This window comes from Shewanella sp. 10N.286.51.B2 (assembly GCF_041469265.1).
In the GTDB taxonomy this organism is placed as follows: Bacteria; Pseudomonadota; Gammaproteobacteria; order Enterobacterales; family Shewanellaceae; genus Shewanella.
On record NZ_JBFRKH010000009.1, the window covers coordinates 146,084 to 161,421 of the forward strand.

At 42.4% G+C, this 15,338-nt stretch carries 12 protein-coding genes and 2 tRNA genes; 13 read left to right on the plus strand and 1 reads right to left on the minus strand.

Features of this window, described 5'->3' with window-relative positions:
• The first annotated feature begins 92 nt into the window (after positions 1 to 92).
• The 12 genes from folP (at position 93) to rpsO (ending at position 10,665) form a co-directional block, all read left to right on the plus strand.
• Positions 93 to 932: a dihydropteroate synthase gene (gene folP / locus AB4140_RS02430; protein ID WP_102437915.1), complete on the plus strand. Its 840-nt coding sequence runs from the start codon at positions 93 to 95 to the stop codon at positions 930 to 932.
• 79 nt (positions 933 to 1,011) lie between these two features.
• Entirely contained in the window at positions 1,012 to 2,355 is a 1,344-nt protein-coding gene (gene glmM, locus AB4140_RS02435) for a phosphoglucosamine mutase (RefSeq protein ID WP_102520106.1), read from the plus strand.
• Positions 2,356 to 2,506: 151 nt separating this feature from the next.
• Positions 2,507 to 3,289, plus strand: coding sequence for a triose-phosphate isomerase (gene tpiA, locus AB4140_RS02440; protein ID WP_076542857.1), 783 nt, complete (start codon positions 2,507 to 2,509; stop codon positions 3,287 to 3,289).
• 4 nt (positions 3,290 to 3,293) lie between these two features.
• Positions 3,294 to 3,617, plus strand: coding sequence for a preprotein translocase subunit SecG (gene secG / locus AB4140_RS02445; RefSeq protein WP_076542859.1), 324 nt, complete (start codon positions 3,294 to 3,296; stop codon positions 3,615 to 3,617).
• A gap of 124 nt (positions 3,618 to 3,741) precedes the next feature.
• A tRNA-Leu gene (locus AB4140_RS02450) sits at positions 3,742 to 3,827 on the plus strand.
• Between the two features lie 74 nt (positions 3,828 to 3,901).
• Positions 3,902 to 3,978: transfer RNA gene (locus tag AB4140_RS02455), tRNA-Met, on the plus strand.
• A 170-nt stretch (positions 3,979 to 4,148) separates the two neighbouring features.
• Entirely contained in the window at positions 4,149 to 4,604 is a 456-nt protein-coding gene (gene rimP / locus AB4140_RS02460) for a ribosome maturation factor RimP (RefSeq protein ID WP_076542862.1), read from the plus strand.
• 29 nt (positions 4,605 to 4,633) lie between these two features.
• Entirely contained in the window at positions 4,634 to 6,133 is a 1,500-nt protein-coding gene (gene nusA / locus AB4140_RS02465; RefSeq protein ID WP_076542863.1) for a transcription termination factor NusA, read from the plus strand.
• A gap of 25 nt (positions 6,134 to 6,158) precedes the next feature.
• Positions 6,159 to 8,789: a translation initiation factor IF-2 gene (infB, locus tag AB4140_RS02470; RefSeq protein ID WP_102477160.1), complete on the plus strand. Its 2,631-nt coding sequence runs from the start codon at positions 6,159 to 6,161 to the stop codon at positions 8,787 to 8,789.
• 59 nt (positions 8,790 to 8,848) lie between these two features.
• A complete protein-coding gene (gene rbfA / locus AB4140_RS02475; RefSeq protein ID WP_102439559.1) occupies positions 8,849 to 9,274 on the plus strand; it encodes a 30S ribosome-binding factor RbfA in 426 nt (141 codons plus the stop codon).
• Complete coding sequence (gene truB / locus AB4140_RS02480; protein WP_102520105.1) at positions 9,274 to 10,218, plus strand: tRNA pseudouridine(55) synthase TruB; 945 nt, start codon at positions 9,274 to 9,276, stop codon at positions 10,216 to 10,218. Before rbfA ends, truB begins: the two co-directional genes overlap by 1 nt.
• Positions 10,219 to 10,395: 177 nt before the next feature.
• Entirely contained in the window at positions 10,396 to 10,665 is a 270-nt protein-coding gene (rpsO, locus tag AB4140_RS02485) for a 30S ribosomal protein S15 (protein ID WP_076542867.1), read from the plus strand.
• Between the two features lie 113 nt (positions 10,666 to 10,778).
• On the opposite strand, the gene AB4140_RS02490 is transcribed toward rpsO, so the two are convergent.
• Positions 10,779 to 12,815 (minus strand): putative bifunctional diguanylate cyclase/phosphodiesterase, encoded by a 2,037-nt coding sequence (locus tag AB4140_RS02490; protein ID WP_371999656.1) that lies wholly within the window; start codon positions 12,813 to 12,815, stop codon positions 10,779 to 10,781.
• A 365-nt stretch (positions 12,816 to 13,180) separates the two neighbouring features.
• On the opposite strand from AB4140_RS02490, the gene pnp reads away from it, so the two are divergent.
• Positions 13,181 to 15,283, plus strand: a complete 2,103-nt coding sequence (gene pnp, locus AB4140_RS02495; protein ID WP_102439556.1) for a polyribonucleotide nucleotidyltransferase — start codon at positions 13,181 to 13,183, stop codon at positions 15,281 to 15,283.
• Positions 15,284 to 15,338: the final 55 nt, after the last annotated feature.

The window sequence follows — 15,338 nt, forward strand, 5'->3', positions numbered from 1 at the left end:
TATATTTATTGCTTTGTGAACAAAAGTATTTTAATTCAGCTAATAGAGTTAAATATTATCTAACTCATTAAATTGAGTATAAGTGAGGTTGTGTGTTTGAACTTAAATCGGGAGATAAAACCCTCTCGCTAGCCAGTCCGATTGTTATGGCTATCATTAATGTAACCCCAGATTCTTTTTCTGATGGCGGTCAACATGCCACGTTTGAAAGTGCTTGTCAGCAAGTTGATAAAGTCATCAGTCAAGGGGCTAAAATAGTTGATATTGGCGGCGAGTCAACCAGACCAGGTGCTACAGCAGTTACTTTAGAAGAAGAGCTCGCTAGAGTTATTCCTGTCATCGAATATACTGCCCAAAACCATGATGTGTGGATTTCAATCGATACCAGTAAGCCGCAAGTCATGGAAAAAGCAGTTGCTGCAGGCGCCCATATTATTAATGATGTTCGTGCGCTACAAGAGCCCGGCGCGCTGGCAATGGCAACTATGCTCGATGTGCCCGTATGTTTAATGCATATGCAAGGGCAACCAAAAGATATGCAAGACTCACCAGAATACGACGATGTTATCCAACAAGTTAATGACTTTTTGTCGCTAAGGGTAGATTATTGTTTAGCAGCAGGTATGTCTCGAGAAAATATCATTTTAGATCCAGGCTTTGGCTTTGGTAAAACTCTTGAGCATAATTATCAGCTGTTAGCCAAGTTACCGGAACTACATAGTTTGCATTTTCCCGTGCTGGTAGGTTTATCAAGAAAAAGCATGATCGGGGATTTATTACAGCGTGATATTAATAATCGCTTAGCGGGTAGTCTTGCTGGGGCGATGATTGCGGCGCAGCAAGGGGCGCAAATTATACGGGTACATGATGTTGAAGAAACCGTGGATGCACTCACTGTGATGTCAGCGACAATGGCAAGTTTACATAACTAACCTTTTCAGTCATTTTAAACATGCATTTTTTGCCTAGGTTACGTTATCAAGTGGTATGAATTCACTTTGAGAGGTACACATGCAGCAAAGACAATTTTTTGGAACTGATGGTATTAGGGGCAAGGTCGGCGCGGGTAAAATGACCCCCGAGCTTGCTCTTAAGCTTGGCTGGGCAGCGGGAAGGGTGCTTTCACGCAGTGGCACCAAGAAAGTGATTATCGGTAAAGACACACGGATTTCGGGTTACCTGTTTGAATCCGTACTGGAAGCCGGCTTATCTGCCGCTGGCTTAAATGTATTATTGGTTGGGCCTATGCCGACGCCAGCTATTGCTTATTTAACCCGAACTTTTAGGGCCGAAGCTGGCATTGTTATTAGTGCCTCCCATAATCCCTATTACGATAATGGTATTAAGTTTTTTTCAGCTGACGGCAGTAAGTTAGATGATGCGCTTGAATTAGAAATAGAGCATGAACTTACCAAAGACTTAGTTTGTGTTGAGTCTCATTTATTGGGCAAAGCGGCAAGAATTGATGATGCAGCAGGGCGCTACATTGAATATTGTAAAGGTCATTTCCCTGCTGAGCTGACTTTAGCTGGGCTTAAAATTGTGGTTGATTGCGCTCACGGCGCAACATATCACATTGCTCCTAGTGTTTTTAAAGAGCTTGGCGCAGAAGTGATCACCATTGGTGATAAACCTAATGGATTAAATATTAATGACAATGTTGGCGCGACATCCATGGCGTCAATATGCGAGCAAGTGCTGCTAGAACAGGCTGATGTCGGCATTGCCTTAGATGGCGATGGTGATAGGATCATGATGGTGGATCACCAAGGTAATGTGATTGATGGCGATCAAATTCTTTATGTGCTTGCCGCTAATGCACTTAATAATGGCACTTTGAAGGGCGGGGTTGTTGGCACCTTGATGTCAAATTTAGGCTTGGAGTTGGCATTTAAGAGATTGAATATCCCCTTTATGCGCTCAAAAGTAGGTGACCGTTATGTCATGGCGTTGATGCGTCAACACCACTGGCGTATTGGCGGCGAAAGCTCTGGACATATACTCGATTTAGATCACGGCACGACAGGGGACGGTATCGTGGCGGGAATTTTAGTGTTAGCGGCAATGCAGCAGCAACAATTATCGTTAGCACAGTTGGTTAAACCGCTAAAAATGTTGCCTCAAGTATTAATTAATGTCACTTTTAATAGTGAGACTGATCCATTATCAGCGTCAGCGGTCATCACTACCCTGCAGCATGTAGAGCAGCTATTAGGTAAAACCGGTCGAGTTTTACTTAGAAAATCCGGCACTGAGCCCTTAATAAGGGTGATGGTTGAAGGTGAAGATGTGGCATTGGTCACATCTTTTGCACAACAGATTGCTGATGCAGTGCAACGCGTTAGTAAATCCTAAATGTTATATATTAATTGTTTATTTATTAATACTTAATCGTACCGAGCAAAAAAACAACACTCTGACACGTTATAGTAATTATTCCTAACTTAGGTATTGTAACTTGTTTGGTGGTTCGTTATTATTCACGCCGCTTTGAAAGGAGACAGTAATGGCACTCAGACGTCCTATGGTAGCTGGCAACTGGAAAATGAATGGCAGTTCGGCTTTAGCCCAAGAGTTATTCAGCAAGTTCGCTACAAAGCTCCAAAATGATTCTGCTGAAGTAGTTTTGTGTCCACCTTCAATTTACCTTGAAAGTGTAAGACAACTACTTGAAGCAAATAAGCAAACCTTAGATGGCGCGCTTGTAAGAATGGGCGCACAAAACCTTAGTCAGCATGACTTTGGAGCCTACACTGGTGAAGTTTCCGGTAAAATGCTAAAAGATTCAGGATGTCGATATGTGATTATCGGCCATTCCGAACGCCGTCGTATGTATGGCGAAACAAGTAATATCGTTGCAGAGAAATTTGCTGCAGCACAGAAACATGGTTTAACGCCGATTCTTTGTGTTGGTGAATCTGGTCCAGCTCGTGAAGCAAGACGTACTTTTGAAGTGATTGCCGAAGAGTTAGACATTGTGATTGAAAAGAATGGCACCATGGCTTTTGATAATGCCATTATTGCTTACGAGCCTTTATGGGCTGTAGGTACTGGTAAGAGTGCAACTCCAGAGCAGGCACAAGAAGTCCATGCGTTTATTCGTCAAAGACTTTCTGAAGTGTCGCCGTTCATCGGAGAAAATATTCGTATTTTGTACGGTGGTAGTGTTACGCCTTCAAATGCAGCCGATATTTTTGCACAGCCAGATGTTGATGGTGGACTGATTGGCGGTGCTAGCTTAAACTCTAGCGAGTTTTTAAGTTTATGTTCCATAGCGATGAGCGCTTAATATTATGTATGAAGTTTTAATTGTAGTTTACTTGGTTGTTGCGATTGGTCTTGTTGGCCTAATCCTTCTTCAGCAAGGTAAAGGTGCTGATATGGGGTCTTCTTTTGGTGCTGGTGCATCAGGAACTCTATTTGGCTCAGGCGGTTCAGGTAATTTCCTGACACGTAGCACAGCTGTGCTAGCGATTGGTTTTTTCACTTTAAGCCTAGTATTAGGTAACTTAAGTGCTAACCATTCAAAGCAAGATGATGCATGGAATGATTTAGGTTCTGCAGTAGAGCAAGTTGAACAAGCTCCTACTCAAACTGAAACAAAGATTCCAGACTAAACAACAAATTGAGGCAACATAGTTTTTTGCTTCGATTAAGTCTTGTCTCTATTAGCTAAGTTAAGTTTCCCTCTCTCAAACTTAACCTCAGATTAGCTAATAGAAAATAGTAACAGTTACATATGCGGATGTGGCGGAATTGGTAGACGCGCCATCTTGAGGGGGTGGTGAGCTATGCTCGTGTGGGTTCAAGTCCCACCATCCGCACCAAATTTGATTAATCAAAGTTAATTGGATTAATCATTGCAAGAGAAGACGTAAGTTAATATAATTGCGCAAGTTGACGCGGGGTGGAGCAGTTTGGTAGCTCGTCGGGCTCATAACCCGAAGGTCGTCGGTTCAAATCCGGCCCCCGCAACCAGCTTATTGTCGATTGATTTTACGAAATTGCGTAAAACATTCTTCAATTAAAAGGTTCTATATTAAGACCTCGTCATTACGGGGTTTTTTGTTATATGGAGCTTGGTAACTCCGTGATTATACGGACTTTTTTGGGGCTTATGCCCTTTTTTTCGTTTTTGGGGGTCATTTTTGGCAACATTAGAAACTAAACTGACAGAAATGCTGACAGTACCTGTTGAGGCTATTGGTTTTCAACTTTGGGGTATTGAGTTTGTCCATGCTGGGCGTCATTCAATATTACGTGTATTTATTGATGGTGAAAGTGGTGTCAATATCGAAGATTGTGCCGAAGCCAGCCGTCAAGTTAGTGCTGTTCTAGATGTTGAAGACCCAATCTCGACAGAATACACATTAGAAGTTTCTTCGCCTGGGGTTGATAGACCTTTATTTACTGCAGCGCAATACGCTGCATATATTGGCGAAGATGCAAAAGTACAATTGACGATGCCAGTAGCGGGTAGTCGTAATTTAAAAGGTGTCATCACGGCAATCGAAGGGCAAATGCTAACGATAAACGTAGATGGTGAAGATTTGATAGTGGCTTTAGATAATGTACGCAAAGGCAACATTATTGCGAAGTTTTGATAGTTTCAAGGTGAACGAGGCAAGACATAATGAATAAAGAGATTCTGCTAGTCGCAGAGGCGGTATCAAATGAAAAAGCCGTCCCGCGTGAAAAAATATTCGAAGCGCTAGAAATTGCTCTAGCCACTGCAACTAAGAAAAAGTATGAAGGCGAAATTGAAGTTCGCGTTGCTATCGACCGTAAAACTGGCCACTACGACACTTTCCGTCGTTGGATGGTTGTCGATGATCAAGGTGAAGCTTTAGAAAACCCTTACAGCGAAATCACACTTGAAGCTGCGCGATATGAAAATCCAGAAATTCAACCTGGTGAGTTCATCGAAGATGAAATCGATTCAGTTGTGTTTGACCGTATTACGACGCAAACCGCGAAGCAAGTTATCGTACAAAAAGTACGTGAAGCTGAACGCGCTCAAATCGTTGAACAGTTCATTGAACGTGAAGGCGAGATTGTTACTGGTGTCGTTAAGAAAAGCACCCGTGAAAGCGTTGTTGTTGATCTAGGTAATAATGCTGATGGTGTTATTTACAAAGAAGACATCATTAGCCGTGAATCATTCCGTCCTGGTGACCGTGTACGTGCTTTACTTTATGCAGTTCGCCCAGAAGCTCGCGGTGCGCAGTTATTTTTAACGCGTAGCAAGCCTGAAATGATCATTGAGTTATTCAGAGTAGAAGTACCTGAAATCTTAGATGAAGTGATTGAAATCATGGGTGCAGCACGTGACCCAGGCGCTCGCGCTAAAATCGCCGTGAAAACCAATGACAAACGTATCGATCCTATCGGTGCTTGTGTTGGTATGCGTGGCGCACGTGTTCAAGCTGTTTCAAATGAGTTAAGTGGTGAGCGTGTTGATATCGTTATGTGGGATGACAATCCAGCACAATACGTTATTAACGCAATGGCACCTGCTGATGTTGCTTCAATTATTGTTGATGAAGACAACCACTCAATGGACATTGCTGTTGAAGCAGACAGCCTAGCACAAGCGATTGGTCGTAATGGTCAAAACGTACGTTTAGCGACTCAGTTAACAGGCTGGGAATTAAACGTAATGACTGTTGAAGACCTTAACAAGAAGCATCAGGCTGAAAGCGCTAAAATCGTTAACTTATTTGTTGAAACACTTGAAGTTGACGAAGATTTTGCAACAGTACTTGCAGAAGAAGGCTTTACGTCTTTAGAAGAAATTGTTTACGTACCTGAAACAGAATTATTAGACATTGATGGTTTTGACGAAGACATCGTAACTGCGCTACGCGAACGTGCAAAAGCGGCGATTTCAACTAGAGCATTAGCGTCAGAAGAAGCACTTGATGGTGCTGAACCGGCTGCAGATTTATTAGCGTTAGATGGTTTAGAAAAGCATTTAGCATATGTTCTTGCAAGTAAGGGTGTAATTACCTTAGAAGACTTAGCGGAACAAGGCATTGACGATTTAATTGATATTGAAGAATTGACAGAAGAAAAAGCAGGTGAGCTCATCATGGCTGCCCGTAATATCTGTTGGTTTGGCGAAGAAGCATAAGTCGATCAACAGGGGGATTTAATTGATGGCAGATACAAGTATAGATAAATTGGCCGCGGAAGTGGGCAAAAATGTAGACAGACTGATTGAACAGTTTGCCGACGCAGGGATCAAGAAAACCAAAGCTGATTCAGTTTCAGAAGCTGAAAAGCAAACATTGCTTGATCACTTGAAAAAGCAACACGGTGGCGATCAAGCGCCGCAAAAAATGACATTACAACGCAAAACCGTTTCAACACTCAGTGTTAATGCCGGTGGCGGGCAATCTAAAGACGTTAAAGTTGAAGTACGTAAAAAACGTACTTTTGTTAAACGTGACGATAGCGATGCAGCGAAAGAAGCTGAACTAGCAGCGCAAAAGCAGCAAGAAGCAGAAGCTGCGGCGAAAGCTGCTGCAGAAGCTAAGGCTAAAGCGGACGCAGAAGCGAAAGCGAAAAAAGATGCAGAAGCTAAAGCGAAGAAAGAAGCTGAAGCGGCTAAAGCCAAAGCAGCTAAAGCTGAAGATCCTGAGTCTGCTGCTGCGCAAGTAGAAGCTGATCGCCTTAAAGCGGTTCAAGAAGCGACATTAAAGAAAAAGCAAGAAGAAGAAGCGGCATTAGCTGCTGAAACTGCTCGCAAGTTAGCTGAAGAAAACTCAAAGCGTTGGGCTGAAGAAGAGCGTCAACGTATTGAAGCTGAAAAGAACGGTGATCACCATGTGACTACCTCTAAAGCGGCGCGTGCTGCTGAAGATACTTCAGATGCTAACGATGAAAAACGTGGCCGTCGTGCACGTAACAAGAATGCTAACAAGAAACGTGGTGGCAAAGGCGGTCGTGATAACCGTAGCAATGCTGCACGTAACAAGAGCACTGCTCCTGAATCTATGGCACATGGTTTCAACAAACCTGTTGCTGTGGTTAAAGGCGAAGTACGTATCGGTGAAACAGTATCTGTTGCTGAACTTGCTCAACGTATGTCTCTTAAAGCCACTGAAATCATCAAGCAGATGATGAAAATGGGCTCTATGGTTACCATTAACCAAATCTTAGACCAAGAAACAGCACAAATGGTTGCTGAAGAAATGGGTCATAAGGTTATTCTTCTTCGTGAAAACGAATTAGAGCATCAAGTACTTGGTGATCGTGATGAAGAAAATGTGGTACTAGAGACTCGTGCTCCAGTCGTTACCATCATGGGTCACGTTGACCACGGTAAGACTTCATTACTTGATTACATTCGTCGTGCCAAAGTTGCTGACGGTGAAGCCGGTGGTATTACCCAGCATATTGGTGCATACCATGTAGAAACTGAAAATGGCATGATCACTTTCTTAGATACTCCTGGTCACGCGGCGTTTACGTCAATGCGTGCTCGTGGTGCTAAAGCAACTGATATTGTTATTTTGGTTGTGGCTGCAGACGATGGTGCTATGCCGCAAACTATCGAAGCGATTCAACATGCTAAAGCTGGTAACGTGCCGTTAATCGTTGCAGTGAACAAAATGGATAAGCCAGAAGCTGACCCAGAGCGTGTTAAGAGTGAATTAGCTCAACACGGTGTTATGTCTGAAGATTGGGGCGGCGAACACATGTTCGTAAACGTTTCGGCTAAAGCGGGTACCGGTATTGACGAATTACTTGAAGGCATTTTACTTCAGTCTGAAGTATTAGAGCTTAAAGCTGACCGTTCAGGTATGGCTGCTGGTGTTGTTATTGAATCTAAATTGGATAAAGGTCGTGGCCCAGTTGCTACTGTACTTGTTCAAGAAGGTACTTTACGCCAAGGCGATATCGTTCTATGTGGTCTTGAGTACGGTAAAATCCGTGCAATGAAAGACGAGAACGGTAAAGCAATTACTGAAGCTGGTCCATCAATCCCTGTAGAGATCTTAGGTCTTTCAGGTGTACCTTCAGCTGGTGATGAAGCAACAGTTGTTCGTGATGAGCGTAAAGCACGTGAAGTTGCACTTTATCGTCAAGGTAAATTCCGTGATGTTAAACTAGCACGTCAGCAAAAATCTAAGCTTGAAAACATGTTCGCGAACATGACCGAAGGCGAAGTGCAAGAACTTAACATCGTTCTTAAAGCAGACGTTCAAGGCTCACTTGAAGCAATTTGTGAATCATTAGCTAAACTGTCTACTGATGAAGTTAAAGTTAATATCATCGCTCGTGGCGTTGGTGCATTAACTGAAACTGATGCTACGCTAGCTGCAGCTTCAAATGCCATCATGGTTGGTTTCAACGTGCGTGCAGATGCACAAGCGCGTAAGACTATCGATTCTGAAAGTGTTGATTTACGCTACTACAGCGTTATCTACGACTTGATTGATGAAGTTAAAGCGGCGATGACGGGCATGCTTGCTCCTGAATTCAAGCAACAAATCATTGGTCTGGCAGAAGTTCGTGATGTATTTAAGTCGCCTAAGATTGGTGCAATTGCCGGTTGTATGGTTACCGAAGGTACCATCAAGCGTAGCGCTCCTATCCGTGTACTACGTGACAACGTGGTTATATACGAAGGTGAGCTTGAATCATTACGACGCTTTAAAGATGACGTTGCTGATGTTCGTAACGGCATGGAATGTGGTATCGGTGTGAAGAACTACAATGACGTCCGAGTGGGCGATCAGATTGAAGTCTTCGAGACGGTCGAAGTGGCCCGAACGCTGTAACACAGAAAGGGCGGCGTAAGCCGCCTTTTTTATTTATATAAGGCTATGGTAACAATATTATGGCAAAAGAATTTAGTCGTACTCGTCGAATCGCGCAGCAGCTGCAACAAGAGCTTGCTATGGTGTTACAGCGCGATATGAAAGACCCTCGCATCGGTTTTGTTACAGTAAACGATGTTGATGTGTCACGAGATTTAAGCTACGCAAAAGTATTTGTGACCTTCTTTGAAGAAGATCGTGAATTAGTCGATCAAAAAGTCGAAGCACTTGCTGCAGCAGCTCCTTACATCAGAACACTAATTGCTGGCCGCATGAAGCTACGTGTTATGCCTGAACTACGTTTTGTCTATGACAGTTCATTAGTTGAAGGTATGCGTATGTCTAACTTAGTAAGCCAAGTGATTACGAGTGATAAGGCAAAGCAAGAAAAGTTTGGTTCTGAAGAATCAACTGACGCTGAAGAAAATACAGAAGGAAAAGACTAATGGCTCGTCGTCGCAAAGGGCGTTTTATTGATGGCATAGTGCTATTAGATAAAGGAACTGGCATCAGTTCTAACCATGCTTTGCAACGTGTCAAACGTCTCTACCAAGCTAACAAAGCCGGCCATACTGGCGCTTTGGATCCATTGGCAACCGGGATGCTACCTATTTGTTTAGGTGAAGCAACCAAGTTTTCTCAACATTTACTTGATGCTGATAAACGTTATTTAGTGACGGCCAAGTTAGGTGAAAGAACTGATACCAGTGATTCTGACGGTGAAGTTGTGCAGATAAGACCTGTCAATTTTACCCAAGAAAAGCTTGAAGTGTCACTTGAACACTTTCGTGGTAAAACCATGCAAGTTCCTTCTATGTATTCGGCATTAAAGTATCAAGGTCAGCCTTTATACAAATATGCACGTGAAGGCATTGAAGTCCCCCGTGAAGCCCGACCAATTAATGTGTTTGAGTTGCTATACGTCGGCTTAGAAGGTGATGAGTTAACCTTAGACATTCATTGTTCTAAAGGTACTTATATTCGCACCATCGTTGATGATTTAGGGGAAATGCTAGGCTGTGGGGCTCATGTCATTATGCTTAGACGTACTCAAGTTGCTGACTATCCATATGAAAAAATGGTGACCTTAGAGCAATTGATGGCGATGGTAGATGAGGCTGAAAAGTCTGAAATACCTTCAAGTGATGTATTAGACCCATTACTATTACCAATGGATACCGCGGTCGCGAACTTTGCTGAAGTAAATTTACCTGAGACCAGTGCTCAGTATATTTTACAAGGCCAACCTGTTCAGGCTGAAGGTGTGCTAGATGATCAACTTCTACGGATCACTTTAGGTGAGTCAAGAAAGTTTATTGGCATTGGCTTTAAAAATGATGATGGCTTACTCGCACCCAAAAGATTAGTGGTTGACCACAGTCAAGAGTAGTGGCTCTAACTTGTTAGTTTAATCTATATCAATCTGTATATTTTACTGTGGCAAGATTGCCGCAGTCGGATATGCAGATTTTTTATTGCGGTAAGCTGCGCTTTCGGTTAATATATTGCGCCCTCAGGCTGAGTTAGTGATCGGCTTGAGATAATTTAATTTTTTCTGGAGATATTTATGTCACTAAGTAATGAACAAAAAGCTAAAATCGTAGCTGAATTCGCACGTTGTGAAAACGACACTGGTTCAACTGAAGTACAAGTAGCTTTATTGACTGCACAGATTAACCATCTACAAGGTCATTTCAAAGAGCACATCCATGATCACCATTCACGTCGTGGTCTACTACGTATGGTTAGCGCACGTCGTAAGCTTACTGCTTACCTTAAGCGTACTGACGTAGCTCGTTATACTGCTCTAATCCAGAAGTTAGGTTTACGTCGTTAATAACGACGTTTAATTTGCTTATTGCTTGCGGTAAGTAGATCAAACCGTAAAAAAGGAGGCTATGCCTCCTTTTTTATTGGCTAAAATAAATGTAGTTTAACTAGCATTCTTGTTTACGCCTGCTCTACCTTTACCTGCTGCTCACCAAAATAGCGCGCTTCAAACTCGTCTTGTGGTAAAGGTTTACTAAATAGAAACCCCTGACCAACTTGGCAATGATGTTGTTGTAGCCATGCCAGCTGCGCTTGGTTTTCAATCCCTTCTGCAACAATATCCAGATTTAGCTGTTGCCCTAGCATTAGAATAGTGGAGGCGATGGCGCCATCATGGGGTAAGTCAGAGACAAAGCAGCGGTCGATTTTCATTGTGGTAATAGGCAAACGGCGTAAATAAGACAAAGATGAATAGCCGGTACCAAAATCATCCACGGCAATACCAAAACCGGCACTTTTAAGTTGTTCGAGTTTAGCGATGGCTTGAGTGATATCATTCATCAGTGATGTTTCGGTTATTTCGATTTCCAATAACTCGGGGCGAATTTGATAACGTAGCGCCAATTGTTTGATATCGGATACCAAGCTTGCATCAGCAAACTGCTGTGAAGCGACATTTACCGCAATGGGAATGACGCGGTTGTATTTTTTCTCCCACTCACGGAGCAGCTTACAACTTTGCTCAATAACCCATCTGCCGATGGGAATGATAATGCCAGTTTCTTCAGCGATAGGAATAAACGCCATGGGTGGCACAAGTTTGCCGTCTTTTTGCCAGCGGATTAAGGCTTCACAGCCGACAATTTCATTAGTTTTAAGATCTAATTTGGGCTGAAAATAAAGCCTAAATTCATTTCGCTTAAGCGCATTGTGTAAAGAGGCCTCGGTTTTTAATCTAAGTGCGGCATGTTCGGTCATTTGCTGCTTGAAAAAGGCCCACTGGTTTGAACCCGCGGCTTTAGCGCTATACATGGCAATATCGGCGTGCCGGATAAGCTCCTCAGCGCCTTGGCCATCTTCAGGGTATATCGCAATACCAATCGAGGCCGCAGGGTGAATCGTATGCTCATTCAGCTGTATTGGCATATTGAGTTGCTTTAACAGCTGTTCAACGAAATCAGCGGCGTGTTGCGGGGTTTTTATATCATCTGCAACGATAACAAACTCATCACCTCCTAGGCGGGCCACGCTGCCTTTATCAGCGATGCCCGATTCTAAAATTCGGGCTATTCTTACAAGGAATTGATCACCGATAGTATGCCCTAAAGAGTCATTTACATTTTTAAATCTATCGAGGTCAATAAATAATAGTGCGAATTGGCGTTTGTGAACGCGCGCACGTTGTATGGTGACACTTAATGTTTCAAGTAGTAGGGTTCTATTGGGCAAATTAGTGAGAGGATCTCGGGTGGCCATTTTTCGTAATTTGTTTTGAGCCTGACTGAACTGCAATAAGATTTGATTTAATTTTGTGGAGACAAGTCCAAGCTCGTCATCTTTATGGGCACAGGTTATGGGAATGAGGTTTTCATGCGGTAATTCAGGATCAATGTTATCAATGGCTTCGCTGATCTGCGCGATTGGCTGAGTGAGGAATCGGTGAAACACAATCGTGAGCACTAAAGTGAGCAATAAGGCTCTGGCTAAGGTGGCGATAAAACTTAACTGAAGTCGGTTAAACAAATTATTGGTCATTGCTTGAATATCGTAATGGATAGATAAGGTGCCAATTTGTTGCTGTTTTTTATCGCCCTCAAAATAGTGCGGTCGATACAAAGGTCGTGAGATTTCCTTTAACTCATCAAAGAGCAAGTAACTCAAACTGTCATAGTAAGTTGGATATCGTTTGGCCTGATGACTTGCTTCAACATACAAGGAATTGTCATCTAAGGTGATGATAGCAGAACGAATATCATCAATTTTTACAATACCTTCTAAGTTTTGCTGGGTCTGTTTGTCATCTAAAGCCCACACCACATTAGATATGGTTTGTTCAACAGAATTGACGAGTTCTTGCTGGGAGGCCTGGATTTGCTGTTTGGTGGTAATAACAACCAGTGCAAGCTCGACAATAAAAATAGCAATAGCAAAAAATAATGCTGTGAACACCACTAAATTTGTTTGCTTCCATGTCAAAGACTTAAACTGTGGCGGCATTATTTTATTTCCATTTGCAATAACGTTGAGCTTACTTTTGTTGGCGGGCTAACAAAATCTTAAATTACCTAAAAAACCTGCTTGTTATTGTTAGGTATTTTCTACCTTTCACTGTAGATAAATTTGTTCAAAAAGTCATTAAGTATAGCGTTTAGCCCAAGGATTAAAGCCTATTTTTCGGCCAGGGCATTGTTATTATCATTTTATATTGCCATGAGATATGAATTCATATAACCATATCGACCTTAAAAGGCAAAATATAAATTATTTTTTAGACTGATATGGCGATGACCTTTAACTATTATAAAAAATTGAAGTATACTTGTGCGCGTAATTTAAAGGTCAATAATTAAGGAATGGGTCACGTGAATCCAATTGTAAAGAGTTTTGAGTATGGTCAACATACTGTCACCTTAGAAACAGGTGTTATTGCACGTCAAGCTGATGCTGCAGTACTAGCGAGCATGGGCGATACAACTGTCCTTGTTACTGTAGTTGGTAAAAAAGTTGCGGATTTAAGCCGTGATTTCTTCCCACTAACAGTTAACTACCAAGAGAAGACTTACGCTGCTGGTAAGATCCCTGGTGGTTTCTTTAAGCGTGAAGGTCGTCCAAATGAAGACGAAACGCTTATTGCTCGTTTAATCGACCGTCCAATTCGTCCTTTATTTCCTAACGGTTTTAAAAACGAAGTCCAAGTCATTATTACTGTTGTTTCTGTAGACCAACAAATTGAGCCAGACATTGTGGCTATGATTGGTACTTCAGCAGCGCTGGCTATTTCTGGTATTCCATTCAATGGACCATTAGGTGCTGCACGTGTTGGTTATATCAACGGTGAATACTTACTTAACCCATCAGTAGATCAAGTTGCTGAAAGCGACTTAAATCTTGTTGTTGCAGGTACTAAAAGCGCTGTATTGATGGTTGAATCTGAAGCTAAGTCACTTGCTGAAGAAATCATGCTAGGCGCGGTAACTTACGGTCACGATCAACAACAAGTTGTGGTTGATGCGATTGCTGAGTTTAAAGCTGAAGCGGGCAAGCCTACTTGGGATTGGACTGCTCCTGTTCAAGATCAAGACTTAGTTGCTAAAATTAAAGATTTAGCTGAAGTTGGCATGACTGAAGCTTACCAAATTGAAGTTAAGCAAGATCGTTATGCGCAAGTTGGTGTTGTTAAAGCAGCAGCAAAAGCGGCATTAGTTGCTGAAAACGCAGATGTTGATCAACGTGAAGTTGATAACTTACTTGGTAGCTTAGAGAAGAACATTGTTCGTGGTCGTATTATCAGTGGCAAGCCACGTATCGACGGTCGTGAACCAGATATGATCCGCGCATTGAATGTACTTGCTGGTGTACTTCCACGTACTCACGGTAGCTCATTATTCACTCGTGGTGAAACTCAAGCGTTAGTTACTTGTACTTTAGGTACAGAACGTGATGCACAGAAAATTGATAGCATCATGGGCGAGCGTACTAACCGCTTCATGCTTCATTACAACTTCCCTCCATACTCAGTTGGTGAAACTGGCATGGTAGGTTCACCTAAGCGTCGCGAAATCGGTCACGGTAAGCTAGCTTGGCGTGGTATGAATGCCGTTATGCCTTCAGCTGAAGAATTCCCATACAGCATCCGCGTTGTTTCAGAAATTACTGAATCAAACGGCTCAAGCTCTATGGCTTCTGTTTGTGGTACTTCATTAGCATTAATGGATGCGGGTGTACCAATCAAGAGTTCAGTTGCTGGTATCGCAATGGGTCTAGTTAAAGAAGGCGACGACTTTGTTGTTCTTTCTGACATTTTAGGTGATGAAGATCACTTAGGTGACATGGACTTTAAAGTAGCTGGTACCCGTGATGGTATTACTGCTCTGCAGATGGATATCAAGATTGAAGGTATCACTCAAGAGATCATGGATATCGCTCTGCAACAAGCATACGGCGCTCGTGTTCATATTCTTAACGTGATGGACCAAGCAATTGGTGGCGCACGTGAAGATATCTCTGATCACGCTCCACGTATTACGACTATCAAGATTAATCCTGAAAAAATTCGTGACGTTATCGGTAAAGGTGGTGCAACTATTCGTGCACTTACTGAAGAAACCGGTACAACAATTGAATTAGATGACAACGGTACTGTTAAAATTGCTTCTTCAAATGGTGAAGCAACTAAAGAAGCTATCCGTCGCATCGAAGAGATTACTGCTGAAGTTGAAGTCGGCCGTATCTACAAAGGTAAAGTTATCCGTATCGTTGATTTTGGCGCATTCGTTAACATCTTACCTGGTAAAGATGGCTTAGTTCATATTTCTCAAATCAGTGAAGAGCGTGTTGCTAACGTTTCTGACCACCTTGAGATGAACCAAGAAGTTGACGTTAAAGTGATGGAAGTTGACCGTCAAGGTCGTGTAAGACTTTCTATCAAAGAAGCTGTTACTAAAGCAGAACCTGCTGCAGAATAGTTGTTAGATTAACTCAGTTAATCTAATCGATAAAGGAGAGCTAAGGCTCTCCTTT

Bases quoted from the DNA above. Each gene is read 5' to 3' on its own strand.
- glmM (WP_102520106.1), top strand. From the start codon at position 1,012: ATGCAGCAAAGACAATTTTTTGGAACTGATGGTATTAGGGGCAAGGTC.
- tpiA (WP_076542857.1), top strand. From the start codon at position 2,507: ATGGCACTCAGACGTCCTATGGTAGCTGGCAACTGGAAAATGAATGGC.
- secG (WP_076542859.1), top strand. From the start codon at position 3,294: ATGTATGAAGTTTTAATTGTAGTTTACTTGGTTGTTGCGATTGGTCTT.
- nusA (WP_076542863.1), top strand. From the start codon at position 4,634: ATGAATAAAGAGATTCTGCTAGTCGCAGAGGCGGTATCAAATGAAAAA.
- infB (WP_102477160.1), top strand. From the start codon at position 6,159: ATGGCAGATACAAGTATAGATAAATTGGCCGCGGAAGTGGGCAAAAAT.
- rbfA (WP_102439559.1), top strand. From the start codon at position 8,849: ATGGCAAAAGAATTTAGTCGTACTCGTCGAATCGCGCAGCAGCTGCAA.
- truB (WP_102520105.1), top strand. From the start codon at position 9,274: ATGGCTCGTCGTCGCAAAGGGCGTTTTATTGATGGCATAGTGCTATTA.
- rpsO (WP_076542867.1), top strand. From the start codon at position 10,396: ATGTCACTAAGTAATGAACAAAAAGCTAAAATCGTAGCTGAATTCGCA.
- AB4140_RS02490 (WP_371999656.1), bottom strand. From the start codon at position 12,815: ATGCCGCCACAGTTTAAGTCTTTGACATGGAAGCAAACAAATTTAGTG.